Raw genomic sequence first — 23,750 nt, 5'->3', positions numbered from 1 at the left:
GAACGGCCATGCTCGAAAGAATCATACGAGCGTCCATCGCTCATAGATGGCTGGTGTTGCTCCTTGTTCTGGGGCTATGTGGCCTTGGCATCTGGAACTACAACCGGCTCCCCATCGATGCCGTTCCGGACATCACCAACGTACAGGTACAGGTCAACACCGAGGCCCCCGGCTACTCGCCCTTGGAGGCGGAGCAGCGTGTCACTTTCCCGGTCGAAACAGCTCTGGCCGGCCTGGCCAAGCTTGAGTACACACGCTCGGTTTCACGCTACGGCCTTTCCCAGGTCACGGTGGTGTTCGAGGACGGAACGGATATCTACTTCGCACGCCAGCAGGTCGCCGAACGCCTGCAGCAAGCGGCCTCTGCCCTACCCTCGGGCCTGAAGCCCTCACTCGGGCCGGTAGCCACCGGCTTGGGCGAGATCTTCATGTACACCGTCGAAGCCGAGCCGGGCGCGGAAGACACGTGGACCCCCATGGCGCTACGTACGCTCCAGGACTGGGTCGTTCGCCCGCAGATGCGTCACCTCAAAGGTGTCACTGAGGTCAACACGGTCGGTGGCTACGTCCGCCAGTTCCATATCACCCCCGATCCGTCGAAACTTCAGGCCTACGGCCTGACGATGCAGGACGTCCTTGAGGCTGTCGATCGCAGTAATGCGAATGTCGGCGCGGGCTACATCGAGCGGTCTGGCGAGCAGTACCTGATCCGCGTCCCTGGCCAGGTGGCGGATATCGTGGGGTTGCGGAAGATCGTGGTCGCCACACGTGAAGGTCTTCCGCTCCGCGTTGGCGATGTCGCCGAAGTACTTGAAGGCAGCGAACTGCGTACCGGTGCAGCCACTAAGGATGGCAAGGAAGTGGTCCTCGGCACCGTGTTCATGCTGATCGGCGAAAACAGCCGTGAAGTAGCACAGCGCAGTGCAGCCAAGCTCAAGGAAATCGACAAAACCTTGCCCGACGGCGTTCGCGTGCATGCGGTGTATGACCGCACCGAGCTGGTTGATCGCACCATCGAGACCGTTCGCAAAAATCTGTTGGAAGGCGCTCTCCTTGTCATCGCCGTTCTGTTTTTACTGCTTGGCAACCTGCGCGCAGCATTGATCACCGCGGCAGTGATCCCGCTGACCATGCTCTTGACGATTACCGGAATGGTCGAGAATAGGGTTTCTGCAAACCTGATGAGCCTGGGAGCGTTGGATTTTGGTCTGATCGTAGATGGCGCGGTCATCATCGTGGAGAACTGCCTACGTCGTTTTGGCGAAAAGCAGCATGCTCTGGGGCGCTTGCTTACCCGTCAGGAGCGGTTTGAGTTGGCGGCCAGCGCCAGCGCCGAAGTGATCAAACCCAGTTTGTTCGGCTTGTTCATCATCGCGGCGGTCTACATCCCGATCTTTGCCCTGTCCGGGGTGGAAGGAAAGATGTTCCACCCGATGGCATTGACGGTGGTGATCGCGTTGACGGGCGCAATGGCGCTCTCGTTGACCTTTGTGCCGGCGGCCGTCGCCCAGTTCGTGACGGGCAAGGTGTCGGAGAAGGAAACCCGCGCCATGCGTGCGGTCAGCCGCTTCTACGGCCCGCTCCTGGAAAAGGTAATGTCCGCGCGTAAGTTGGTGGTCGCAGCCGCTGCAGTACTGATTCTGCTGTCGGGTGTTCTCGCAAGCCGCTTGGGCACGGAGTTCATCCCCAACCTGGATGAAGGTGATATCGCGTTGCATGCCCTTCGCATTCCAGGTACCAGCCTGAGCCAAGCAATCGGTATGCAGCGACAGCTGGAAGCGCGGATCAAGGAGTTCCCTGAGGTAGACGAAGTGGTGGCGAAGATCGGCACCGCAGAGGTTGCCACCGATCCGATGCCGCCCTCAGTGGCGGATACGTTCATCATGCTCAAGGATCGGAGCGAATGGCCGAACCCACGCAAGCCGAAGGCTGAACTCATTGCTGAACTAGAAAAGGCGGTGCGCGCCATTCCCGGCAACAACTATGAGTTCACGCAGCCCGTTCAGATGCGTATGAACGAGCTGATCGCCGGTGTCCGTGCCGAAGTAGCGATCAAGCTGTATGGCGATGACCTGGATCAACTGGCTGCCATCGGGGGACAGATCGAGAAGGTTGCCAGCAGCATTGAGGGTAATGCCGACGTGAAGCTGGAACAGGTCACGGGCCTGCCGCTGATGACCATCACTCCGGATCTGGATGCTTTGGCCCGCTATGGCGTATCGATTGATGCGGTCCAGCGGACCATTTCCATGGCGTTGGGTGGTGAAACCGCCGGGCAGGTATTCGAGGGTGATCGTCGCTTCGACATCGTGGTTCGTCTACCTGAGAGCATGCGGGAGAACCCGAAGACCCTGGCCTCACTTCCCGTAGCACTGCCGGTGAGCGAGGGATCGACCCGAGGCTATGTTCCGCTGGGACAGTTGGCAAAGGTTGAAGTCGCCCCTGGCCCGAACCAGGTTAGTCGCGAGAACGGCAAGCGACGCGTGGTCATCACCAGCAACGTCCGTGGTCGTGACCTTGGCTCTTTCGTGGAGGAGCTTCGTGAAAGCGTGAGCACCGAAGTCGCGATGCCGGAGGGCTATTGGGTGGAGTACGGCGGTACGTTTGAACAGCTGATCTCGGCCAGCAAGCGCTTATCCGTTGTCGTACCCGTCGTGCTGGTGCTCATCTTCGGTCTGCTGTTCATGGCGTTCGGCTCGGGCAAGGATGCCGCCATCGTCTTTAGCGGTGTGCCGCTGGCACTTACTGGCGGTGTACTTGCGCTGGCGATGCGGGGAATCCCGCTATCCATCTCTGCGGGCGTGGGCTTCATCGCCCTATCCGGCGTCGCAGTGCTCAACGGTTTGGTGATGATCAGCTTCATCAAGAAGCTGCGCGAGGATGGTGCTCCACTCGAGCACGCTGTCCACGAGGGCGCGATAACCCGCTTGCGGCCAGTGCTCATGACGGCGCTGGTGGCAAGTCTAGGGTTCCTGCCGATGGCCCTCAACGTGGGTGCCGGTGCCGAGGTCCAGCGTCCACTGGCCACGGTTGTGATCGGCGGCATCGTCTCTTCCACGCTGTTGACCCTGCTGGTTCTGCCGGCGCTCTATCGCCTCATTCATCGCGACGGCGACATCAACAAGGAGCACGTATGAGTGCTTCAGTAATTTTGAAAGCTAAGGAGATCTTCTTGCGCAACATAAAAGCACCAGCGTCAGTACTCGCAGGCGTAGCGCTGCTGACGACAACAGCGGCCGCCCTGGCTCATGGCGTTAGCGAGGGAGACGCTGCATTCCTCGAAGAGAGTTCTGGGCGAAACCTGCTCGCATTCACCTACCTGGGTGCGAAACACATGTTCACCGGCTACGACCACATCCTGTTCTTGCTGGGAGTCGTTTTCTTCCTTTATCGCATGAAGGACGTGGGCATCTACGTCACGTTGTTTGCCATCGGTCACAGCATCACGCTTCTGCTGGGCGTGCTGGGTGGCTTCCATGTGAACCCGTACATCGTTGACGCCATCATCGGCTTGTCGGTTGTCTACAAGGCGCTGGACAACATGGGGGCCTTCAAACGCTGGTTCGGCTTCCAGCCCAATACGAAGGCCGCGGTAATGGTCTTTGGTCTTTTCCATGGCCTCGGCCTAGCCACAAAGCTCCAGGATTTTTCGCTGTCACGCGAAGGACTGGTTGCCAACATGCTGGCATTCAACGTTGGCGTAGAGATCGGCCAGATTCTCGCGTTGGCTCTCATCCTGATCGTCATGGGCTTCTGGCGCCGCTCACCGATGTTTGCCCGCCAGGCGTTTGGTGCCAACGCCGTCCTGATGACCGCAGGCTTTGTGCTTATTGGCTACCAGCTCACCGGCTACTTCGTTTCCTGATCGAGATAATTCAATGTCCATTACTGCAAATCAGCCTCTTCCCAGCACCTCACGCCTGCTCCGTGCCACCTTCATCGCAACAGCGGTGGCGGCAGTGTTGTTGATCACTACCGTCCTGCCTGCCGAGTACGGCGTTGACCCGACCGGTATTGGTCGAACGTTGGGTCTAACCAAGCTGGCCGAGACTCCGGTTGACAGCGATCCGGTCGCCATCGCGACGGTGACCAGCATCAATAGCGATGCCAATCAAGCCCTGGCCGAAAAGGCGAAAGCCGCGTTCGGGGAGAACAACGGCCAGACGCTGGACGCGGCTGCCACCTCCCTCACTACCGGGCCAATCCGTACAGACACGCTCACGGTGACGTTGGCGCCGGGTAAAGGTGCCGAAGTGAAGGCACACCTCAAGCAAGGGGCCGGCGCTGTCTATCGCTGGAAGGCCACGGGTGAAGTAGCCGTAGACATGCATGGCGAGCGCCCGGACGTGAAGGGTGCATGGACCAGTTATTCGGTCGAGGCCGCACAGAGCGAAGCCGAAGGCACCTTCATTGCGCCCTTCGACGGCACCCACGGCTGGTACTGGCAGAACCGCGGCACCGCGCCGGTAGACGTTTCGGTCGAAGTCATCGGCTTCCAAGCCGATCTGTATCGCCCCTGATCTCGCCACACTTGTTTTCAACCCGCGGTGTAAGCACCGCAATTTCCGGAGTGTTACCCATGAAGATCCGCAATGCTCTCGTAGCTACCTTCCTCGCAGCAGCATTCACCTCGGGCGCCGCAATCGCGCACGACCCTGCCCTGCATGAACCCGCGCCGGCTCCTGCGGCAGCTGCGAAGAAGCCCAAGCCCACCACCTGCGAGCAGCTGGCCGATACGTCCAAGTACGACGTGAATCTGAATGATTCGGCCACCAAGACCCTCAAGTCCACCTGCGACGCTCGCAGGGCGGCGCCGGCAAAGAATTAAGCTGACCGAAAAGCAGGGCGGTGCCAACCAGGCGCCGCCCTGCCTCCCCGCATGCACGTGCTGAGATTCACGCCATGATTGATGTTCTGAAGAACTCAAGCTTCCGGAACTTGTTCGCCGCCCAAGTGTTTGCACTGGTAGGTACTGGACTGGCGACAGTCGCGTTGGCATTGTTGGCCTACGACCTAGCTGGAGCTGAGGCCGGTGCGGTTTTAGGTACGGCGCTGGCGATCAAAATGATCGTCTATGTGACACTCGCCCCTGTCTCCGCTGCCGTTGTGCCTCCGGTGTTGCGGAAGCGCGTGCTGATTGCACTTGATCTGGTCCGGGCCGCCGCTGCTCTTTTCCTGCCTTTCGTCACTGAAATTTGGCAGGTATACATCCTGATTGCATTACTACAGTCTGCATCCGCCTGCTTCACCCCCCTATTCCAGTCTCTCATTCCGGAAATCCTCAAGGATGAGAAGGACTACACCAAGGCGCTATCGCTTTCGCGGTTGGCCTATGACCTGGAAAGCCTCCTGAGTCCGGCCCTGGCTGCGGCATTGCTTACCTTGATTAGCTTCCACGGTTTGTTTGCCGGAACCTCAGTTGGTTTCGTGCTCTCAGCCATGTTGGTGTTGTCGACTGCCTTCCCACTGATTGTCGATAGGCGCGGTGATGAAGGCCCTTATGCGCGAGCCATCCGCGGAATGCGCATCTATCTGCGTACCCCTCGCCTGCGCGGCCTGTTGGCACTCAACCTTGTTGCTGCAGCAGGCGGCTCGTTAGTATTCGTCAACACCGTGGTTGTGGTCCGCGGCGTACTTCACGGCGGTGAACGTGAAGTCGCGTGGGCCCTTGCGGCTTTTGGTATTGGCAGCATGGCTGTCGCCATGCTGCTGCCGAAAGTACTGGATAAGGTCTCCGACCGGCGCGTAATGCTTGCCGCCGCGAGCCTGATGTGTGCGGTGTTGATGGGCCTGCAAGGTGCTTGGATCGGCCTGGATGGTGCGATCAACTGGTTCGTGATCATTCCGGCCTGGGTATTGCTCGGCATGGCATACGCGGGTCTGGTCACGCCGGGCGGGCGGTTGCTTCGTCGCTCCGCAGATTCCGCCGACTTACCATTCCTGTTCGCAGCACAGTTCTCGCTATCGCATGTGTGCTGGCTGATTGCCTACCCGCTTGCCGGAGTGGTGGGGGCGAAATGGGGGCTACCGGTGGCTATCGGTGCACTGGTGGGCGTTGCCGGCGTTGGGCTTTTGCTTGCCTGGCGCTCGTGGCCAAGGGCAGATCCCGAGGAGATTGAACATAGCCACGATGACCTTCCAGATGATCACCCGCATTGGATAGAGCACGCGCGGAAGCATGGAAAGCATTCACACCGCTTCGTGATTGACGCACTGCACCGGAGGTGGCCAGGTTGATGTGGTGCCACCCGTCCCCCCACTCTGCACCCGCCGACTTCGCATGATGGCGTGGCGCGCCAGATGGCCGAACGCACCGCTATTCAGATGGCGAGAGTCAAGCGGGAGGACCCCTCCTCTCTAGTCTCAGTGGGGCCGGTGGCTGATTCACCCGAGACCTGTGTGAAGAGGCGCGTACTCTACCTACCTGCGCCCCTGAGCCAGCACGGCGGTCCGCAGCGTCTCAATCAATTCGACTAAGGGTAAGTCCAACTGATTCGTCAGCTCGATGAATTCGACGATGTCCAGTCGGCGCGCGCCAGCTTCGACCGCGGACAATCGCTGTTGCGGCCAGCCCAAGCGTGCGGCCACATCGGTTTGGGTTAGGCCCAGCGCTTCACGGCGCAGGCGCAAGCGCTGCACCAGTTCCCGGTAGGCCTGCGTATAGATGGTTTTTGAGTCCATGGTCGCGTTTCGTTAGCGACCAAGGAATCTATGACCCCCTACCGAATACATGAAAAACGTGTAATCTGCGCTTATGGCTAGGTCGAGCATCTCCCATGCCCCGCAAAACAGCCTGTCGCGTTCATCGGGCTTTGCCGGAAATTCCGGAGAGCTTGAATTTGGTGTGCTTGGTTTCCTGGTGGGCCTTCGAGATGTCCATCACCAAGGCCATGCCGATTTCGCCTTCTGATCGGCTTAGTGCACGCCTATTCCGAGACCTAGAGGAGGCGCGCGTTTTGGCTGCCGTAAACGAAGGTAATAGGTCCGCTAGACGAACCCTGCGAGGGCCTTGGGCTTGGCAATATCAACAGCCTATAAGCCCCTCATGTGCGCACCTATGCGCCGCTCTGCTGCAGTCAATTGCCGCCTATAAAGCGCGCGCCAGCTGGCAGGTCGAGGTCACTTCACTGTGGCAGATGCTGGTGGATGCGGAGGCCTTTGAATACCTGCTGTACCTCTTAGCCAACCATCAGCTCGAACTACCCACCGATCTAGCCAGTGGCAGTGAACTTGCAGATATGTGGTCGAACCACTCGCTGGGCCGGCGAAGGTATTTGGCATGGTATGCCGTCAGGGGGGCGGCGGCCGCATTGCTGCGCAGCGGAATGGATCAGGCCTTCGCCGGTCAAGCGCTGTGCGACGAGATTCGCCGGCGAAGCCGTTGGTTGCATTCGCGTGAGGCTCAATCTCCTCAGGAAGAAGCCACGTTCTGCTTTGCCCCTCGAACAGACAGTGCTAGAACGTTGATAACTAGGCTCTTCCTCGATTTTGTGGCGCCGATCGGTAACACATACTGGAGTTCCCCTCCAGAAAGTTCCATGCTGGGCCAATCTGAGCCACTGCAGGCGCCGAAACCTTAGCTCTTAAAAAGGCGCCCTAACCGTTCAGACTCAGCGCATATATAGCGTATTCCAGGGTGATGCTTTGGATAGTAATCGGCTTCCAGATGTGTGATCAGCGGCGGTAGAAACTTCAAGAACCACCTCGCTGCTGGCAATGTCGCGTCTGAAAAGATTGCCTTCCCCTCGCTGAGCGTCTGCAGAGAGATCTTATCCAGTGCCAAGGCATGGGCTAAAAAACCGCAGGCATCGCCGCGGAATCTGGCCTGATCGCCGACCTGATTGGCAAACAGCAACCAGCATTTGTGCTGCTGGCATGTCCTAATCACCTTGAAGCGCCAGGACAGTCGATAGTAGAAAGCGCCCTTTTCCCGCAAGCACACAGGGCATGCTCGAAGCAACGGCAACGAATCGGAAGGCTGCCAGGATTGCCAGCCAAGTCGCTCCTCAATCGTTCCGCGCTTGAGGTGAAGGGCGCGTTGGACTCCACGAAATTGACTTTCCAAGAACATCGAGCGCAGGCTGGACTGATCCACGCCACTGACTTCTGCCATGGTCTCGATGTCCACTGGAGCTCTTCCTGCATCTAGCGCGACATCACTCAGCGGTCCTCGGCACCAAGTTCGAGATATCTCTTCCCATGGTGCACGGAACGTCCGACACACCCTGTCCACCCAAGAGGATGCGGCTTCCTCTGCAAACGGCACTATCAATATGGGCCATGTCTTCATCACCGTTAGAGCTTGGCCAGTTTGGCACGCCGTGCCATAGGGCCAAGATAGGAGTTCAGTTCGAAGGTCCTGCGATTGATGCACTCTTCACCGGTTCGAATCGCAATTTCTGCCGTGCTACGCAGTAGATCCAGGACCTCTCCAATGGTGCCTTCGGTACGTCGAAGGATGTATGCCACAGCGGCCTCCCCCAGCAGGGAGGGACGATGCAGCGGAAACGATGAGACGAGTCCTTGCATCAGGTGATTGGACTCGTCAGATGGTTCCCAACGGCGAAGGACTATCGGCTTGAAGCGGTTCTCTAATTGCGGGTCTGTTCGAATCGCATGCGCAGCGTGCTCAGTGCCGCTCAGCACCATTGAGAGCTGCAGGCGGTTGGTCAGGAACCTCAGAAGATTGAGGAATTCCAGCTGCGCACTGCGACTGCCGGCAAGAATGTTGTGGAATTCATCAATCACCAGCAGCTTGATGCCGATCTGACGAAGCAGATCTAGGCACAAAGTTTCCAATGCCCCGGTCCGGACCCAGGTACTTGGTGAGGGCGCGCCAAGCGTTGAAATGAGGCCACGATAAAAGCGTTCGATGGTCGGGCTTGAGGGCATTTCGACGAAAACGATCGGTGCCACGACCCCGGTCGGAGAATGAGTCCACGGCTGGCTTTTTACCAGTCGATGGAGAAGGGATGACTTGCCATTGTTCGTCGGCCCAACAAGCAGTGCGCACGCAGGGCGTGGGTTGGGAGGAAGCTCAAGAAAACGCAGCATTTGCTTCAGCGCCACATCTGCAACTTCGTAGGAGACCCAGCGTTCCCGATACAAGTGAAGTGCGCGCTCCTGCGCGCTCTGAGTAGCAACTTCACGCACAGCAGGAGCCAAATGTTCGAATGGCTGTGTGGTCATGTCAGTACACCTCCACACTTTGACTAGGCGGTATCCCGCTCTTCACGGCATCCGGATCATTGTCCGGATACATAGGCGTGGCCGATGCAGGAACACCCAAATGCTCCACCCGAGATTTCTCGCGACGTGCCTTGCGAGACTTGGTCTGGGACGCCGCAATAATTGCTCGCCCCTCCTCTACATGCTGAAAAATCAGCTCTTCGGTCGGATCTTTCTCGCCGGCCGCGCGCACCCTCTCCATCGCTCGCTTGTGCTCCCACAATGCGATCGGTGGACGCCATCTGTCGCGATAGGGCAACTCGATGTAAAGCGATCGTTGCTCATCAAAGAGCCAGACCGAGCTGATGTCGCGAGGATCACGTTTGACGAGATACTTTGGAGACTTCCTGCGGATCAATATTTCAGATAACGCTGGTGAAGAGTAACTAATTCGATCCCAAACAACGCCGTGCGTCCCTACTTTGCGCATTGTGCCGGGCAGGAAGTCGAGCATCAGTTTTGCCAAGTCACCAACCTGCTGGGGTGGTTTGCGGCGCAGGCCGCGGTGCCATGCCTCATTGGGCGTGCACTGCAGGTGACTATGGACCGTGTTGTGATACACACCACACACTTCGTTGAGCAGCCACGCTTCGAACTCATCCAATGTAAGTGAAGCAGCCCGATCCGAATCGTAGGATCCTCTGGCGGAAACGTTCGAGAACGTGGTCCCAGGCAACGCATGAACCTTGCGCATGAAGGTTCCTATCAGGCGTTCGACGATGCCGCCCTCCTGCTTTTGCCCCAGATTTCTGAAACGCAGCTTCACCCCATACTGTGCGCATCCCCGCTCCAGCGTTTTGCCATGGAACTCACTAGCGTTGTCTACAAAGATGGCTTCCGGCAAACCACTCATTGTCCATGGCGCAACCACCGAAAAACGAGCAAGACGCTCTGCCTTGCCTCCCGCGATGCTCGCGACGCATAAGGCTACTGTTGTTGAAGACGGGGCCTCTAGCGACACCACAAGGCCAACAATCGCGCGGCTACACTCGTCCACTGCGAATGTCACCGTAGGACGACCAATCGGCTGGCGGCTTCGCTCATCTACCAGGATCACATCGGCCGTCGTGTGGTCGATCTGGACCATCTCCAGAGGATGATCACGGAGGGGGGTGCTCGCCAGAATGGGCCGATACTTCAGGGCCTCATCCTGGCCGCGCCGACTAACTGCGACGACACGCTGGTTCAGGGCCTGCACGCGCCTTCCCACGGTGTTGTAGGCGGGGGCGTTGAGGCCCTTTGATCGACAGCGCCGACGGATATCCTTGGTGATCTCCGAAATTCCAGGCTGCTGCCGTTTCAGATAGGCGTCCTGAATTGTCTCGCTGATGATCTCCTCGACAAGCGGATGCAATCGCGAAATGCCACCTCCGCCAAGAGGACGTTGGCGACACAAGCTTGACGTACGTGATTCTGATTCCTGAAGCCGGCTCAAAAGTCTACGGATCGTTCGAGTGGTGAGTTGCAACTGCTCGGCTGCTCGCACTATCTGCTGTGCCCGGTCATGGCCTCGACCGGAAATACCTCGGAGCACTTCAGCACGTAACCGAGCTTGTTCCCACTTATCGTCCGGAATGAGGTCCAGAGGGGTATCAGTCATAGTCGCTGCCCCGGGTCTTTTGACGCTCTATCTACTCTCGCCGGTGACGTGCGTCAATTCATTGATAGCTAACGGGAAGTGCCTTCCAAACGAAGTCCATCACATTCGCCTAACAACTATAAAACGGACATCGTCTTGTGAAAGATTTTCGCGTCCACAGCCCGTGTCCACGCCAGCAATGACGGGCCGAATTTGGACATCCTCTTCGGAAAATCACATGCGCTGGATCTGGCTTTGGATCTCATCTCACCTACCATCCCGGCCTCCTAAGGATCAGGGGGAAATTGAGGCATGAGTGACAGCTACAACATCGACCGCAGGCCGCCATGTTGGCCGACCGGCGAACAATGTCCGAATGCGTGCGCATCAGCGCACCACCGGCACGTCATAGAGAACCACGTCGAGCTCCACGGCCCTTGGGCTGGGTGCCGGCTGGCTGGCCGTGACCTGGTGGGGCCATCGGGCGACGGAATCCCAGAACTCCGGTTACGTGTCCTGCTCTGGCGCGCCGTTGCCTCTTATTTACGTGACGCGACACGTAAAAGGAACGCTGCGAGGAAAGCCCGTCAGCAGTCGATGGTCAAGGTCGTTGTCGTGGACGAATGGCGGGAACGCCACTTCGGAACCCGCGCCGGATAACAGCGCTACTGCAGGGGAAATGCCCCTGCACCCCAATCACTGCTCCCGGCAACGCTGCCAGCCGCCATTAGGCGACGAGACCTGCGCCCACCCATTCGGCAGTTTCCGCATCGCTTGACCTCCGATACAGGCATAGCCTGATGATTTCGCGGCCTGAGACCCCATGCTGGGTAACTCTATGACCTCGCTACTAGGCCCGGGCCTACCAGCTCGACGGGCCTCCGATTGCAGCGTACTGGCCTCCAACCCGTCGCAAAATCCCTTCATCGATGGATGAGGATGCGCCCGATACTGCTCGCAGTTGAAGGGTGTCGTGGTCTTTCCCATCGAGTTGTAAGCCGCTGTCGGCGAGCTGGTGATGCGCGGCTCACCGCGACCAGTCGCGCTTTTCATGGTCTGAGACAGCGCTTCTTGGGTAAACCCCAAAACGATCAGCGATAACGCCAGCGCGAACCTGTATGCCTTCATAGCGATAACTACGCAGCGAGCGCCCCCTGCGCCCGTGCGAAGAGTATCAGAACCCCAAAAATGCCAGGTCGTGCTCGATCGGTACTTTTGGAAAGCGTTACAGGACAATGGTTTCCGGGCAGGTTTTCCTGCAGGAAAAACCTTGATAAAGGCGTGCTGGTTGGGCGGCGTGTAGCCACTGATCGTCTTGGCCGGATTCTGCGCGAGCCGCAAGCTTTACGCGGCCGAGATCCTTGAGTTCTGCCACATACCGTTGATCCGGCGTCAGCTCGACATAAGGGTCCGGCTTGGCCTTCTCCACAAGCTTGCTGCCGGCTCCGCCCTCGCCCTCTCTGCGCACGTACCGCCCATCTGCATCAAAGAGACCATGACCGGCTCAGCACCGGCTGACGCAGAGGCCGTAGCGGCTTCTGCATCCAAGTCCTTGCCGAACTCTAAGAAGAAACTCAGGAAGAAGTAAGCGCGGGTCAGCCCAGGGATGCCGAACATGATCGCCCTGCTCACAAAACCTAGTGTCGTTCGGCGGCGCGTGCCGCTTGTTGCTCTGCACGATTGGCCATCTCGAGAGCTGACTCCACCTGCCGCAAGGCGAGGTCCCGATCAGCGAACAGCCCAAGCGCTGATTCGCGCGTGCGGTACGTTACGCCCATGCCAGCAGGTAGGATGTTGCCCGCCAGATACGCATCGCAATGCCTGATGTACACCGGTCCACGCTCGGCCTTCAATACAACAGAGAGTACGGTGCAGGGACGTCGGCGCGAGCGCGCGGATGGCTCATGTCTCGCGCTGTAGATCAGGATCCCGCTTCGGGTGTGCTCGACCCCGACGGCGGAGGCTAGGATCATGCCCGCCCCGTAGACGGTGAAAACCCATCCGGCCACCAATGCCAGGGGGAGTACCACCCATATAGGAGCATACGGCGAACGCGCTAACCTCCGCCTGCCTAGAAGGGGCGAGTAAGTCCCTTCGGATCTGGGCTGCGCCCGTACGGCCCAGAAGGCTACTAGCACCGCGATGACTGGGGCTGCGAACAACAATCCACTGCTGGGTTGAAAATCCGAAATCGCAAATCCGGCCACGCCCAGCAGCCCGGCGATCACAAGCATCCATTCAACCGGTGATCCGCGCATCGATGCGATCCTCATCAGCCGCGGCGCGGCGGGAGGAATCCTACTGCAATCAACAGGCTTGTGTCTCCTTCCCGCGTTGGGAGCCCGCCCATTTTTCTAGAAGGTATTGACGAGGACGAGTAAGCCCCGGACCTGTACCGCTGACTTGTCGTTGAGCTCGACGCGATGAGTCTGGCATACAGGCGTTTTATGCCCCAGGGTAACGATCCGCTGCTGGCAAATGTGGGCGAGTGCTGGAGCAACCTGCCCCCTCTCCCGATTCCAAATCGTCCGGCTAGAAGTGCGTTTTGATGGGAAGCGATCTGGCTACGGGCAAAGTGTTCACTTCGGGTCGGAAGCCGCCCTTCCCTACCCCCGACAAATCAATCTATTCCCCGCCTTGCCACGTGCCCGCTATTGGCCAGTAACGAACATGGCCGCTGATGCCCGCTGACTTCAAACCGACGCGACTCAAAATTCCGTCTCTACAATAATCTGCATACGCGCCGTGCTCGATTTCCACCCATCCCCGTGCGGTCTGTTCGCCAAAGACCAACCGCAAGGATTCAGTGTCGCCGCTCAGCGCGGCACGCATGCGGCCCTCGTCCAAAGGGCATACCACCCAGTCGACATTCCATTGGAAGCCATTGCGTCTTGAAACCGAAATGGCCAGATACCAACTTGGCCCAGGCCCTACGCAGTACCGGAATGCATCGTCTGAAGCCTGTGCCATTCAGCGCGGCCCAGGTTGCTGCATACCATCGAACCGTCCGTGCAGCTGTTTCACCACTCGCACCTGAGCAACAGTGAAGGCAGCACCATCGCGCGATGGAAACCGAAACCGCTCGAATATTTCCTGGCGAGCAGCCCGAAATCGCTGCGGGTCGGTGAGTTGCGCAGCCGCCGCCATCGCCGCCCCACTCGCAGCAATACCACCAATACGCTCTTCATGACGTCCTGCTCGTAGTACTATCCAAGTCGTCAATACTAGCGATCAACTGCAGGATGCTGCACCACGGTACCTGTTACGGGCTCTCCGCGGTAACCACGGACACGCTACCTGCAATTACACGCCAGATGCCCTCACGCTCTTCCCAGGTGCGGATGTAGCGGAACCGCCCCGAGAAAGGTTGCGCCAAGAACGTGCCAGAGAGCTGCGCAGTCACTACAGTGATGCAAACCGCACCGTAGTGGCGCACTTCGACAGCCAACCAGTCGGCTTGAGACATCCGCTGGGTGCCCGAGCGATGCAGTTGGAGATCATCTTGCTTCGTATAGATCTGGCCTCCAGGCCCTACGAACAGCAGATCATCGTCAATCAGCTCGTCGAGCGCAGCTACATCACTTTGCAGCATGGCAACTCGAAGTCGCTCTTCGTATTTCTGAATCTGCATGTGCGTCGGGTCTCTCGATAGTGTTCGAAGGAATGTGCCAAGCTGGCGGATCAAGTGGGAAGCACCGTCCTGACACAGGATATACCCAAGAATCTATAACCAATGCGGCACACCCTTCCCGGGCAGCACAACGCTATTGATATAGCTGGTGGTAACAGGAGAGGCCAGAAACACGTATACCGGCGACAACTCCTCACACTGAGCTGGTCGCTTCATGTCACTGTCAGCACCGAACTCAGCGACATTATTCGCTGGCTTATCAGCAGGGTTCACCGGCTTCCATACCGGGCCTGGGAAAATCCTTTTCACACGCATTCCGCTCGTCCGCAACTCGGCTACCGGCGCCTTGGTGAAGGCATGAATCGCAACCTTTGCCCAGGAATAGTCGATCAGCGGCTCGTTGCGGCACGGCGGCCGCCTTCACTCTCACCGCGCGTCGCAATGGGCGTTCCTGGTGTCTTCTTCGACATCTTTCCAAAAGCTGATTTGGCAGCGAACTTCCTGGACTCAGACCTGATTCGGCCTTCCAGGCATCAGTTGGCAAACGCCTCGGAAGGGGGCTCAAGTTGCGCCGTCTTTGTCTGGATGGTCCGGGACTGGAGGTTCTCTTTCCGGATCATCGGGTGGCAAGTCGGGATTGTCGTTGCCTGGCAGATCAGGGTTCGGACGATCAGGATTCCGAGGATCCCGCATCGGGTCAGGAGTGCCCGGTTCGCGAGGTGCATTCGGGTCGGTTGGCGTGGGGGTGCTCACAACTCACCTCATCTAACAGCGCGATGGTGATATCGCAGCACCTACATTGCGCACGCCAACGTTAGTCTGCAGTCATGCAATGTGAAGAAAACTCACTGCAGTTCATTTGTCACTGCTGCAATTTGATGGGAAGAATGAAAATCCCGATCATTTTTCCTTCTCAACGCTCGCTACACCCACATCGCATGGTGTACCTGCCCTCAACTTGAAATGCTTGCCGCGCCAGTGCTCGCTGTCCTGGGCATGCCCGCGCCATTGGTTGCCGCCCCTACTCCACCGGAAAAAACCCCACCCGGCGATCGATGACCAGCAGCGTGCGACACGTCCGGTTCTGAACCGTTAGATCATTCGTTTTTACGCCAGTGCTTGACCATGAGGCGTAGCCCACTTGAGAAGTAAACAAGCTATCCGCAGGCAAAGTCAGCCTTCCTTGAAGCCGCACGAGTTTGGATTGCTTCGGTGCATCTGGCCGAACCGGAATAGAGCGTCCTGTTCCCGGATACTTCAACACCGCCGCACTGGCCCGCCGCCAAGAACCGGCCGATCACGCTTGCAGGTGCGACTATCGGCGCCCACCTGAATTGCACGCTGATGGCCCCTTGTCGATCTGGTTGGACTGTCGCAACTTCTCCTCCTGCTTGTTCTGGTCGGCCTGCTCCTTCATGTCCTGGTCGCGTGCTGCATCGGTACCTGGGGTTCCGTCGGCACGCGTCTTTTCCTCTTTCTGTCCGACGGCGGGCTTGTTGTTCGCCATTGTGATTTCCTCGATTGAAAGGTGCTGCGCTTTCGTGTGCAGCGGCCGCAGTCTCTTTGCTCTTTGCGCCGGATAAACGTGACACGAAGCCTGCGGCTATGTGTCATTGGCCCAGCGCGACAGGTTTTGTTTCAGCGTATCCATGTCGGCCCATGGATTCTTCCTGCGCCGCTTCAGCTTCGTCGGCACGTCCTTGATGGTGAACGCATCGGCCCTGTGCAGCTTCGGCAGGTCACTCCATGCAAGAGGCAGCGCCACCGGCGCACCGGGACGCGCCCGCATCGAGTAGGACGCTACCGCGGTTGCACCTCGCCCGTTGCGCAGGTAGTCGATGAAGATGCGACGATTTCGGCGGCTCTTGGTGGCGGTGGCCAGGAACCGGTCCGGCTGAGACTGGGCCAATGCATCAGCGAAGCTGTGTGCGAAGCGCTTGGTCAACGCCCAATCACACCCAGGTGCAAGCGGGACCACCACATGCAGGCCTTTGCCACCGGATACGCGCAGAAAGGATTCCAGTTCAATGCCAAGCAACAGCTTTCGTATGTCCGCGGCAGCGCGTTTGACTTCAGCGAATGGCACATCGGGCCCCGGATCTAGGTCGAACACCACTCTGTCGGCGATATCCGGTGTGTCGGCCTTCGCTCCCCAGGGGTGGAACTCCAACGCGTTTAACTGGACCAGCTCCATCAAGCCGGCAAGATCCTCGACTACCAGATAGTCGGCCTGTGATCCCGACTCTTCCTTGAGCTTGACGGTGGATACACGCTCGATGCCGGCAGTCATGTGTTTCTGGAAGAAGCACTGGCGTTCAATGCCTGCCGGGCAGCGGATCACCGACAACGGGCGCCCTACGATTTCCGGCAGCAGATGATCGGCAATTGCCAGATAGTAGTCCCAGACGTCCTGCTTGCTGATGTTGTCGGCTGGAAACAGTCGCTTGGTGGGGCTGGTCAGCGTTGGCAGCATGGCTTTCGCAGCCTTCGTCGCAGGTTTGCTGCGCTTGGCTCCAGTGGTTTTCTGTCGCGTCATGGGCATTCGATCACTGTCGAGGAGATCGTTCACGTTCTTGTCCAGCCGCAGGGCCTTCAACGAAGGTTGCCGCAGCAAGGTCTGGCCTCCCCTTCCGCGGTAGAACACCTCGACCACGAAGCGCGGGACAAACCACTTGGCCGTGCGCAGGTCGGTTTCGGTGGTCCCGATATGGACAGTCGGTTTGCTGCCACCACCACGGAGTCTGCGCATCAGTTGCTTCAGCAGCGCATCGTCGAACCCGGTGCCTACTCTGCCGGCATAACGCCAGCCGTGACTGGCATCCGGGCTGGCCAACAGCAGGGAGCCAAAACCAGTGCGCGCTCCCTTCGGCGCGGTGAAACCCACCACGGCGAACTCATCCGATGCAAGTTGCTTGGTCTTGCGCCAATCGTCGCTGCGACCTGGGTGATAGGGCTGATCCAAACGCTTGGATATCACCCCTTCATAGTGCTGTTCTGACGCCACCTGGAATGCCGTCTCACCATCCGTGTCCAAATGCGCGCTGAACGCGAGAAGCGGCGATGCGCCCTTCAGCAGGTCCTGCAACAGTGCCTTGCGTTCAATCAGCGGCGCGTTGGCGACGTCTACGCCTTGCAGGTGCAGTAGATCAAACAGCATCAGGGTGAGCCGGCCCTGCCGCTCTCCCGAGAGGGTCGCCTGCAGCAGGTTGAAATCCTCTTGTGCCCCGCGTGCAGCGATCAGCTCGCCATCCAACGATGCCGAGTCGAGCTGCAGCCCTTCCAGTGCTTCGCGGACCTCGGGCAGTCGATCCGTCCATTCCAGGGCATTGCGTGACCAAAGGCGTACCTTGCCGTCTGCCACGGTGACCAGGATGCGATAACCATCCCACTTGAGCTCGTGCAGCCACAGCTCTCCCTTGGGCGGAGTCTGGCCCAGCTTTGCCAGTTGCGGTTGGAAAGGTCCTGTCGGCACCCTGCCCTTGCGAGCGCCCTCCAAGGACAATGCACGTTTCGACCAATCCTTGCGCCGACCCGACTTCACTGGCACAGTCACCATCCGCTTCTTTTCGGTCTTGCCGCGGCCGGCGCGTTGTTTGTCGCTTTCCGGCGCCGGTGTCACATCGGCCAGCAGGTCGTCGGCTTCCAGATCACCGGCAAACGCGTCACGATCCTTGAACAACAACCATTGCGGTTGACGCGCAGGCTTGCCCGAGCGCACAAGGTGCCAGCCGCCTTTCAACTTGTTGCCAAACAGTTCAAACCGCAGATGTCCCTTGGCCAACTGCGTCTCTGGGTCGCCTTCGGTTGCCCAGATGCCATGGTCAAACTGCGCCACATGCCCGCCGCCATACTGGCCCTTGGCGATTTCCCCCTCGAAATCTGCATAGGCGACGGGATGGTCTTCCACCTCGACCGCCATTCTTTTCACCGAGGGATCGTAGCTGGGCCCCTTGGGCACCGCCCAGCTCTTCAGCGTGTCCCCAACCTGCAGGCGGAAGTCGTAATGACGTCGACTCGCGTGGTGCAGCTGCACGACGAAGATTGCACGTCGTCCCTTTGGCAACGACTTGCCCGGTTCAGGTTCACGCGTATGTTCGAAGCGGCGTTTGCGACGGTAGTCGATCAAGCTCATCTTGGTGCCCATCTCGCGCAGGCAACGCTGCACTGCAGCAGCACCGGGTTTCGATGCCTCCACAATTCGACACAGCCGTTTGTAGCCAGGATCCGCTGCGCTGCGCCCCTGTTTGACCTCACCAACCTGATTGGGGTGGGTCTGCCTCCAGCTGATCGGGCAAAGACGTGTTTGTCATCGCTCATGGGGCGCTCCAGACGGTGTCCGATCCAGGTTGGATGGATGCTTTGATAGGCAATCTACGCCTTCAACGTCAGCGCCGAGTCTAGGAGTGGCTATGGTGGTGTGAAATCAGGTATCTGCGCGATGACTGCCTTTGAGCCAAATTGCGTTACCTTGTTCCCGGACCTCACGCCCCCCCTTCGTAGCAAATGTCTCCGTCGCTCCATCAAGATCGCCGGACCTGCGCCGATATCCATACTCGGCCTGGACGGGCCGGGCGTTTCGTCACAGTGGCTTTCGCGTTGTTTTGACTGTTTTTTGCAGCTGGCCGGGAAACGGCAGGCCGCATGTTCCTCATGGCACAACATTGCGCAGGAGCCGGACGGGCAAGTGAACTTCATCCAGCCAGAACAAGAAGAACCCGCGCATGCCTTGCCCGCTCGTGGCGGCACCTTTACGCCGCTTGCGTGGGCGGTTGCAGGCCTGTTGTTCGGCCTGACCTGCACGGCGATCATCGCGTATCGCGAATGGTCCGATCTGCAGCATCGGGCCGCAGACGCGCGCCGAGCACTGGCCGACACCAGCGTTGCGCAACTGCAGGTACCACTTGAACGTGCAGCATCGATCCTGCGCGCGATGCAGACCGTCTTTCTGGCCAACGACAGGATGGATCAGACCGGCTTCAGCCAGTACTACGCGCGTTTGCACGATGGTAGCGAGGCCTACACTTCCATCGCGTTTGCGCGGCGTGCCCAGGTCGACCGACCGCAAACCGACAACGCGGCTTACCGCTACGAGTTCGTATCGCCCTATCAGAGCAATACCAGTCTGTTGGGCTTTGACATGGTCACCCAGCCGGCCAACCTGGCAGCCCTGCTGCGCGCCAGGGATACCGACACCGTCACTGTTTCAGCCCCGTTTGCCCTTCGCCAACACGCGTCTCCAGGACAGAGTCCGCTGGGTGTTACGCTTCGCCTGCCGGTGTATTCCAAAGGTCCAACGCCGGCGTCGGCGAGTGAGCGCCAGGCTCGGGAGATCGGTGCACTGGCCATCGGCATCCGCTTGCAGCCATTGATCGAAAGCGCGCTGGAAGCACCCATCCTGGATGGCTTCCGGATAAGAATCCGCGATACCGATGTGCGTGCCCTGCCATTCTACGATTCCGGCACGATGGTCGCTGCCGGCTTGCCTGCGCAGCACCGTCAACTGGATTTCGGCGGCAGACGCTGGCATCTGGAGATGCAGCCCCGCCCGCAGCCCTTCGCCCTCGGCCGGCTGGATACCATCATCATCGCCGGAACCATCATCAGCCTGCTGTTGGCGGCATTGTTATGGTCGCTGGCGGTAACGCGACGCAAGGCACTGGCCCTGGGGGCGCAGATGAGCTCCCGCTACCGCGAGAGCGAGCTGCGCTTTCGTGCGTTGAATGAACTACTGCCAGCGCTGGTGCTGGTGGTCGATGCCCGCGACTGGAAGATCGTGTACGCCAACCAGGCAGCACGCAAGCGTCTGGGTGACCCCACCGGTTCGCAACTGTCTTCGCTGTTTCTTGATCAACAACTGCAGGCCAGGGCCCTAGATCCGGCGGATCTGCGCAGCGGCTGGAACAGGCTTGAGACCGAGCTGCGAGGGGCAGATGGCGCCAGCTTCTGGGCAAATGCCTCCATGGCCGAAGTGGATGTGGATGGGACCCCACATCTACTGTTGGTGGCAACCGACAACTCCGAGCAGCGCGAACTGACCGATCGTCTGAGCTACCAGGCCGCACACGATGCGCTGACCGGCCTTTACAACCGCCGCGAGTTCGAGCGACGTTTGGAAGAGATACTGAAGAGCCGGTCCGCAACAGCGATCAACGGCATTTGGGCATTGCTGTACATCGACCTTGACCAGTTCAAGCTTATCAATGACGTGTCCGGGCATATGGCCGGCGACCAGCTGCTGGAGCAACTCGCGTTGATCATGCGCCAGCAGCTGCGCAGCGGCGACGTCCTCGCTCGTCTGGGTGGGGATGAATTCGGATTGCTGACCTTCCACGCAAATGCCGACGGGGCACTGCAGTTGGCAGAACAGATCCGCAGGAGCATCGAAACCCTGCTGTTCGCCTGGCAGGAGCGCAGCTACAAGGTCAGCTGCAGTATCGGCATGGTCGTGATCGACCAGCAGTTGCCCACACTGAAGGATCTGCTGGCTTGGGCAGACACAGCCTGCTACCTGGCCAAGGAGAACGGGCGCAACCGCGTCCACGTCTACCGTGAGGACGACGAGACCAGCAGGCGCCAGGGGGAAATGGAATGGGTCAACCGGCTGCGCTGGGCGATGGAACAGGACCGCCTGCTGCTTGACTACCAGGAGATCATCTCTCTCACCGGCGCGGACACCACTACCCACATCGAGCTGCTGCTGCGCCTGCGTGATGAAGATGGCAGCATCGTGCTGCCGGGCGTCTTTCTCCCCGCCGCCGAGCGCTATGGCTTGATGCCGGCGATCGACCGCTGGGTGATCCGCAAAGCCCTGTCAAACTTCAGCAACCTCCACCCCACCGCGCAGACCCTGGGCAGCTGTGCAATCAATCTGTCAGGCGCCAGCATCGAGGACGAAGGTTTGGCAGACTTCATCCTGGGCTGCATCGCAGAACACGGGGTACCACCACAGCAGCTTTGCTTCGAGGTCACCGAAACCGTCGCAGTCCGCAACCTGGTCAAAGTGGCGAGCATCGTTGAGCGCCTGCGCTGTGCCGGATGCAGCATCGCCCTGGATGATTTTGGCGCGGGCATGTCGTCTTTCGGCTATCTCAAAAATCTGCCTTTGGACCTGATCAAGATCGACCGCAGCTTCATTGTTGACCTGGATACCGATCCGATCAGCCATACCATCATCAGCGCCATCGCCAAGATCGGCCACCAGCGCGGCCTCAAGGTCGTGGCCGAAGGGGTGAGCTCCGGGCATCTGTGCGAGGCGGCGCGTTCCCTGGGCGTGGACTACGCTCAGGGTTTTGGTCTGCATCGTCCTGAGCGGGTGAAGTTCCAGCGTTAGCCTCCACCCGCGCCTTCGTCGGAAGCCGCCAGGCGTGAAGAACCCTTCGCAAAACAAAGGGCGCCGGGGACGAGCGCTTAACCCCGCACTTGGCAGCATGCTGGTAAACCCGAACGGAGCCAGCATCATGACCGTTGCACGGACCCTTCCACGAAAAACCGCATTGCTGTGCTTCGTATTCGGCGCAGCATTGGCCTCGATCATCCAGGCAATCTGATCATGGGACTCGGCGCACAGGTACTTTCAACCAAGCAGTGGATGCGCCTGCATGTCTCGTACAAACAGCATGGAAGCGGGCCAGAGTTCTGGCAAGCCTATCGCGACATACTTGATACCGTATCGCAGCATGGTGACGCAGCTGCCGCTGCCAATGAGCTGGCCAGGCTTGCAGTGCAGTTCGGTGTTACTGAAACGGCACTCTTTGTCTAATCAGTATTGTCCGTCTATAGATCAACCTGATAGATATCAAACGTGGAATTTTCCGCCACCTCAGTTCGCCGATGACGGAGCCATTTGATCAATTGCTCCCCAAGCGCGTTACGTGCTCAATCTCATCCAGCCATAGCAACCTGGCGCCCTCACCGGGCACGTCAAGTGAAACCTGGCCATTCGTTCCTTCCTGCTCATCGGGGCCGCGAAACTGCTGCACGGCGGGTCGTTCCGTCACCATGCCGCTCAATACGCTTCCGTCCTTCATGCGGAGCTCGACGACCAGCTCTGCATCCAGCAGCAACTGCAAGGCCTTGAGCTGTTCTATGTCTGCTTGAGCTGTATGAACCCGCGGTGCCGTACGCGCCATCGCCGTATCCTCTGATTGGCCTTGCTGCCACCCTACGCGGTCAGGTGCTAACCCTGAATAAAGGCCGGTTGCGGTCAATGAGCGATCTTTTCACAACGCCCTGCCAGTTCTCCACACGTTGCTAGCAGCACGTAGATCAGATTCTGCGTTGCCAGCAACGCAACCTCATTGCAGGCACCGTTCAACGCCAGGAGCCATCAAAATGATACGAGACCGCAAGGACCCGCCAGAGCCTTCCGAGGAACGTGACTGCCCCGAGTCAAGCCATGAGCGTCGCAAGCGCAAAGATCATGAGAGTTCAAATCAGGATGAGGCGTTGGAGGAAACTTTCCCGGCCAGCGACCCGGTGTCTCCGTTCGTTCCTGCGAAGGCGCCCGATTGACCAGATTGGCGTGGGTCGGGGTTGCGACCCGCGCCAGTCTTTGGTCACTTACCAACAGCGCGATGCGGCGATGGCTTTCTACACCATCAACGGGTCTATGAAGGAAACACGCCCGAGTGACGGCGACGCAGCCAAAGCTCGCGGGCCCAAACCTTGGTGTAAAGACAGGTGGTGGTCTCCCGGCATTTGAACGCGTCAGCGGTAGCGGATCCCACCCGCTACCTATGGACTTCAGCCGACAATCAACGCCCACGGGGCATTGGATTCGGGAAAGCGGTAGCGCAGACCTTCATGGTCGACCTGCGTGGCGACGTTGCCCCGGTTGTCAATCAAGATATGGAGATCGATCAACGCTACCGCCGCCCTGCTTGTCGCGTGATGCAGCAAGGTATCAAGCGGAACGCGTTCAGTTCGCAGCAACTGCACCGCGCGACGTTCCAGCCCTGGACCTTCCAGGAACATGCTCAATCCGTTCAAGATACTTCTCCCTATGCGGGATCCACCCTGTACTAGCATCACTGGTATACAGCAAACACGCGCCTGAATTCAGCGCCGGACTGCGATCACCGGGATATCGTCGTTTAGAAAGGACTGCCGTTCATGTGGGAGCGCTGGCACTCGGACTCAGCTACCTCAATCTGTAGTTCCAATCGCCTTCCGCGTTGCGACGCTGGTAACCTGAGCAAGAAAAGCGGGCCCCTCCCGGGGCCCGCCAGAATCAACCGACGATCAATGACCAAGGCAATTCAGATCCATTGAACCTGTATCTGAAGCCCTCGCTATCAATCTGCTGTGCAAGGT

General features: G+C 59.0%; 19 protein-coding genes. 8 read left to right on the top strand and 11 right to left on the bottom strand.

All coding sequences use genetic code 11. From position 1 onward, the window contains the following. The first annotated feature begins 8 nt into the window (after positions 1 to 8). The 5 genes from RT131_RS08280 to RT131_RS08260 all read left to right on the top strand — a co-directional run bounded on the left by RT131_RS08280 (position 9) and on the right by RT131_RS08260 (position 6,237). Positions 9 to 3,137, top strand: coding sequence for a CusA/CzcA family heavy metal efflux RND transporter (locus RT131_RS08280; RefSeq protein ID WP_313171963.1), 3,129 nt, complete (start codon positions 9 to 11; stop codon positions 3,135 to 3,137). After that, complete coding sequence (locus tag RT131_RS08275; RefSeq protein ID WP_313171961.1) at positions 3,134 to 3,865, top strand: HupE/UreJ family protein; 732 nt, start codon at positions 3,134 to 3,136, stop codon at positions 3,863 to 3,865. The genes RT131_RS08280 and RT131_RS08275 overlap by 4 nt, the downstream gene beginning before the upstream one ends. Before the next feature lie 13 nt (positions 3,866 to 3,878). Beyond that, positions 3,879 to 4,520 carry a hypothetical protein gene (locus tag RT131_RS08270; protein WP_313171959.1) on the top strand — a complete coding sequence of 214 codons (642 nt, stop codon included), beginning with the start codon at positions 3,879 to 3,881 and terminating at the stop codon, positions 4,518 to 4,520. 59 nt (positions 4,521 to 4,579) lie between these two features. Further along, entirely contained in the window at positions 4,580 to 4,828 is a 249-nt protein-coding gene (locus RT131_RS08265) for a hypothetical protein (RefSeq protein ID WP_313171957.1), read from the top strand. 74 nt (positions 4,829 to 4,902) lie between these two features. Beyond that, on the top strand, positions 4,903 to 6,237 hold the full coding sequence (locus RT131_RS08260) for an MFS transporter (protein ID WP_313171955.1): 1,335 nt from the start codon (positions 4,903 to 4,905) through the stop codon (positions 6,235 to 6,237). 183 nt (positions 6,238 to 6,420) lie between these two features. On the opposite strand, the gene RT131_RS08255 is transcribed toward RT131_RS08260, so the two are convergent. The 5 genes from RT131_RS08255 to RT131_RS08235 all read right to left on the bottom strand — a co-directional run bounded on the left by RT131_RS08255 (position 6,421) and on the right by RT131_RS08235 (position 12,236). After that, a complete protein-coding gene (locus tag RT131_RS08255; protein ID WP_313171953.1) occupies positions 6,421 to 6,681 on the bottom strand; it encodes a helix-turn-helix transcriptional regulator in 261 nt (86 codons plus the stop codon). Positions 6,682 to 7,576: 895 nt separating this feature from the next. Further along, the gene (locus RT131_RS08250; RefSeq protein ID WP_313171951.1) at positions 7,577 to 8,290 is read right to left on the bottom strand and encodes a TniQ family protein; all 714 of its coding nucleotides are present in this window, start codon (positions 8,288 to 8,290) and stop codon (positions 7,577 to 7,579) included. 5 nt (positions 8,291 to 8,295) lie between these two features. Beyond that, the gene (locus RT131_RS08245; RefSeq protein WP_313171950.1) at positions 8,296 to 9,189 is read right to left on the bottom strand and encodes a TniB family NTP-binding protein; all 894 of its coding nucleotides are present in this window, start codon (positions 9,187 to 9,189) and stop codon (positions 8,296 to 8,298) included. 1 nt (position 9,190) lies between these two features. Next, on the bottom strand, positions 9,191 to 10,828 hold the full coding sequence (locus tag RT131_RS08240) for a Mu transposase C-terminal domain-containing protein (protein WP_313171948.1): 1,638 nt from the start codon (positions 10,826 to 10,828) through the stop codon (positions 9,191 to 9,193). A 1,204-nt stretch (positions 10,829 to 12,032) separates the two neighbouring features. Beyond that, complete coding sequence (locus tag RT131_RS08235) at positions 12,033 to 12,236, bottom strand: hypothetical protein (protein ID WP_313171946.1); 204 nt, start codon at positions 12,234 to 12,236, stop codon at positions 12,033 to 12,035. A 1,580-nt stretch (positions 12,237 to 13,816) separates the two neighbouring features. Between RT131_RS08235 and RT131_RS08230 the strand changes: the two genes are divergently transcribed. After that, positions 13,817 to 14,011 carry a hypothetical protein gene (locus tag RT131_RS08230; protein ID WP_313171944.1) on the top strand — a complete coding sequence of 65 codons (195 nt, stop codon included), beginning with the start codon at positions 13,817 to 13,819 and terminating at the stop codon, positions 14,009 to 14,011. 58 nt (positions 14,012 to 14,069) lie between these two features. Here the strand turns inward: RT131_RS08230 and RT131_RS08225 are convergent, their stop codons facing one another. The 4 genes from RT131_RS08225 to ligD form a co-directional block, all read right to left on the bottom strand. Continuing rightward, a complete protein-coding gene (locus RT131_RS08225; protein WP_313171942.1) occupies positions 14,070 to 14,438 on the bottom strand; it encodes a nuclear transport factor 2 family protein in 369 nt (122 codons plus the stop codon). Positions 14,439 to 14,531: 93 nt separating this feature from the next. Beyond that, positions 14,532 to 14,768 carry a hypothetical protein gene (locus tag RT131_RS08220; protein ID WP_313171940.1) on the bottom strand — a complete coding sequence of 79 codons (237 nt, stop codon included), beginning with the start codon at positions 14,766 to 14,768 and terminating at the stop codon, positions 14,532 to 14,534. Between the two features lie 985 nt (positions 14,769 to 15,753). Next, complete coding sequence (locus RT131_RS08215; RefSeq protein ID WP_313171938.1) at positions 15,754 to 15,945, bottom strand: hypothetical protein; 192 nt, start codon at positions 15,943 to 15,945, stop codon at positions 15,754 to 15,756. A 96-nt stretch (positions 15,946 to 16,041) separates the two neighbouring features. After that, the gene (ligD, locus tag RT131_RS08210; RefSeq protein WP_313172289.1) at positions 16,042 to 18,570 is read right to left on the bottom strand and encodes a DNA ligase D; all 2,529 of its coding nucleotides are present in this window, start codon (positions 18,568 to 18,570) and stop codon (positions 16,042 to 16,044) included. Positions 18,571 to 19,122: 552 nt separating this feature from the next. Here ligD and RT131_RS08205 point away from each other — a divergent pair. Together RT131_RS08205 and RT131_RS08200 are read left to right on the top strand one after the other, a co-directional pair. Next, positions 19,123 to 21,768: an EAL domain-containing protein gene (locus RT131_RS08205; RefSeq protein ID WP_313171936.1), complete on the top strand. Its 2,646-nt coding sequence runs from the start codon at positions 19,123 to 19,125 to the stop codon at positions 21,766 to 21,768. Between the two features lie 219 nt (positions 21,769 to 21,987). After that, positions 21,988 to 22,197, top strand: coding sequence for a hypothetical protein (locus RT131_RS08200; RefSeq protein WP_313171934.1), 210 nt, complete (start codon positions 21,988 to 21,990; stop codon positions 22,195 to 22,197). Positions 22,198 to 22,285: 88 nt separating this feature from the next. Here the strand turns inward: RT131_RS08200 and RT131_RS08195 are convergent, their stop codons facing one another. Together RT131_RS08195 and RT131_RS08190 are read right to left on the bottom strand one after the other, a co-directional pair. Beyond that, positions 22,286 to 22,567, bottom strand: coding sequence for a DUF3247 family protein (locus RT131_RS08195; RefSeq protein WP_313171932.1), 282 nt, complete (start codon positions 22,565 to 22,567; stop codon positions 22,286 to 22,288). Between the two features lie 613 nt (positions 22,568 to 23,180). Continuing rightward, on the bottom strand, positions 23,181 to 23,426 hold the full coding sequence (locus RT131_RS08190) for a hypothetical protein (RefSeq protein WP_313171930.1): 246 nt from the start codon (positions 23,424 to 23,426) through the stop codon (positions 23,181 to 23,183). Positions 23,427 to 23,750: the final 324 nt, after the last annotated feature.

This window comes from Stenotrophomonas sp., from assembly GCF_032066555.1.
In the GTDB taxonomy this organism is placed as follows: Bacteria; Pseudomonadota; Gammaproteobacteria; order Xanthomonadales; family Xanthomonadaceae; genus Stenotrophomonas.
The sequence above is the reverse complement of the archived record's forward strand: the minus strand, read 5'-3'. Positions and strand labels throughout refer to the sequence as shown.

What these genes read in the sequence shown, in the direction of transcription:
- RT131_RS08215 (WP_313171938.1), bottom strand. Translation starts at nt 15,945, where the DNA reads ATGGCGAACAACAAGCCCGCCGTCGGACAGAAAGAGGAAAAGACGCGT.
- RT131_RS08250 (WP_313171951.1), bottom strand. Translation starts at nt 8,290, where the DNA reads ATGAAGACATGGCCCATATTGATAGTGCCGTTTGCAGAGGAAGCCGCA.
- RT131_RS08195 (WP_313171932.1), bottom strand. Translation starts at nt 22,567, where the DNA reads ATGGCGCGTACGGCACCGCGGGTTCATACAGCTCAAGCAGACATAGAA.
- RT131_RS08255 (WP_313171953.1), bottom strand. Translation starts at nt 6,681, where the DNA reads ATGGACTCAAAAACCATCTATACGCAGGCCTACCGGGAACTGGTGCAG.
- RT131_RS08265 (WP_313171957.1), top strand. Translation starts at nt 4,580, where the DNA reads ATGAAGATCCGCAATGCTCTCGTAGCTACCTTCCTCGCAGCAGCATTC.
- RT131_RS08270 (WP_313171959.1), top strand. Translation starts at nt 3,879, where the DNA reads ATGTCCATTACTGCAAATCAGCCTCTTCCCAGCACCTCACGCCTGCTC.
- RT131_RS08240 (WP_313171948.1), bottom strand. Translation starts at nt 10,828, where the DNA reads ATGACTGATACCCCTCTGGACCTCATTCCGGACGATAAGTGGGAACAA.
- RT131_RS08245 (WP_313171950.1), bottom strand. Translation starts at nt 9,189, where the DNA reads ATGACCACACAGCCATTCGAACATTTGGCTCCTGCTGTGCGTGAAGTT.
- RT131_RS08275 (WP_313171961.1), top strand. Translation starts at nt 3,134, where the DNA reads ATGAGTGCTTCAGTAATTTTGAAAGCTAAGGAGATCTTCTTGCGCAAC.
- RT131_RS08260 (WP_313171955.1), top strand. Translation starts at nt 4,903, where the DNA reads ATGATTGATGTTCTGAAGAACTCAAGCTTCCGGAACTTGTTCGCCGCC.
- ligD (WP_313172289.1), bottom strand. Translation starts at nt 18,570, where the DNA reads ATGAGCTTGATCGACTACCGTCGCAAACGCCGCTTCGAACATACGCGT.
- RT131_RS08200 (WP_313171934.1), top strand. Translation starts at nt 21,988, where the DNA reads ATGGGACTCGGCGCACAGGTACTTTCAACCAAGCAGTGGATGCGCCTG.
- RT131_RS08280 (WP_313171963.1), top strand. Translation starts at nt 9, where the DNA reads ATGCTCGAAAGAATCATACGAGCGTCCATCGCTCATAGATGGCTGGTG.
- RT131_RS08225 (WP_313171942.1), bottom strand. Translation starts at nt 14,438, where the DNA reads ATGCAGATTCAGAAATACGAAGAGCGACTTCGAGTTGCCATGCTGCAA.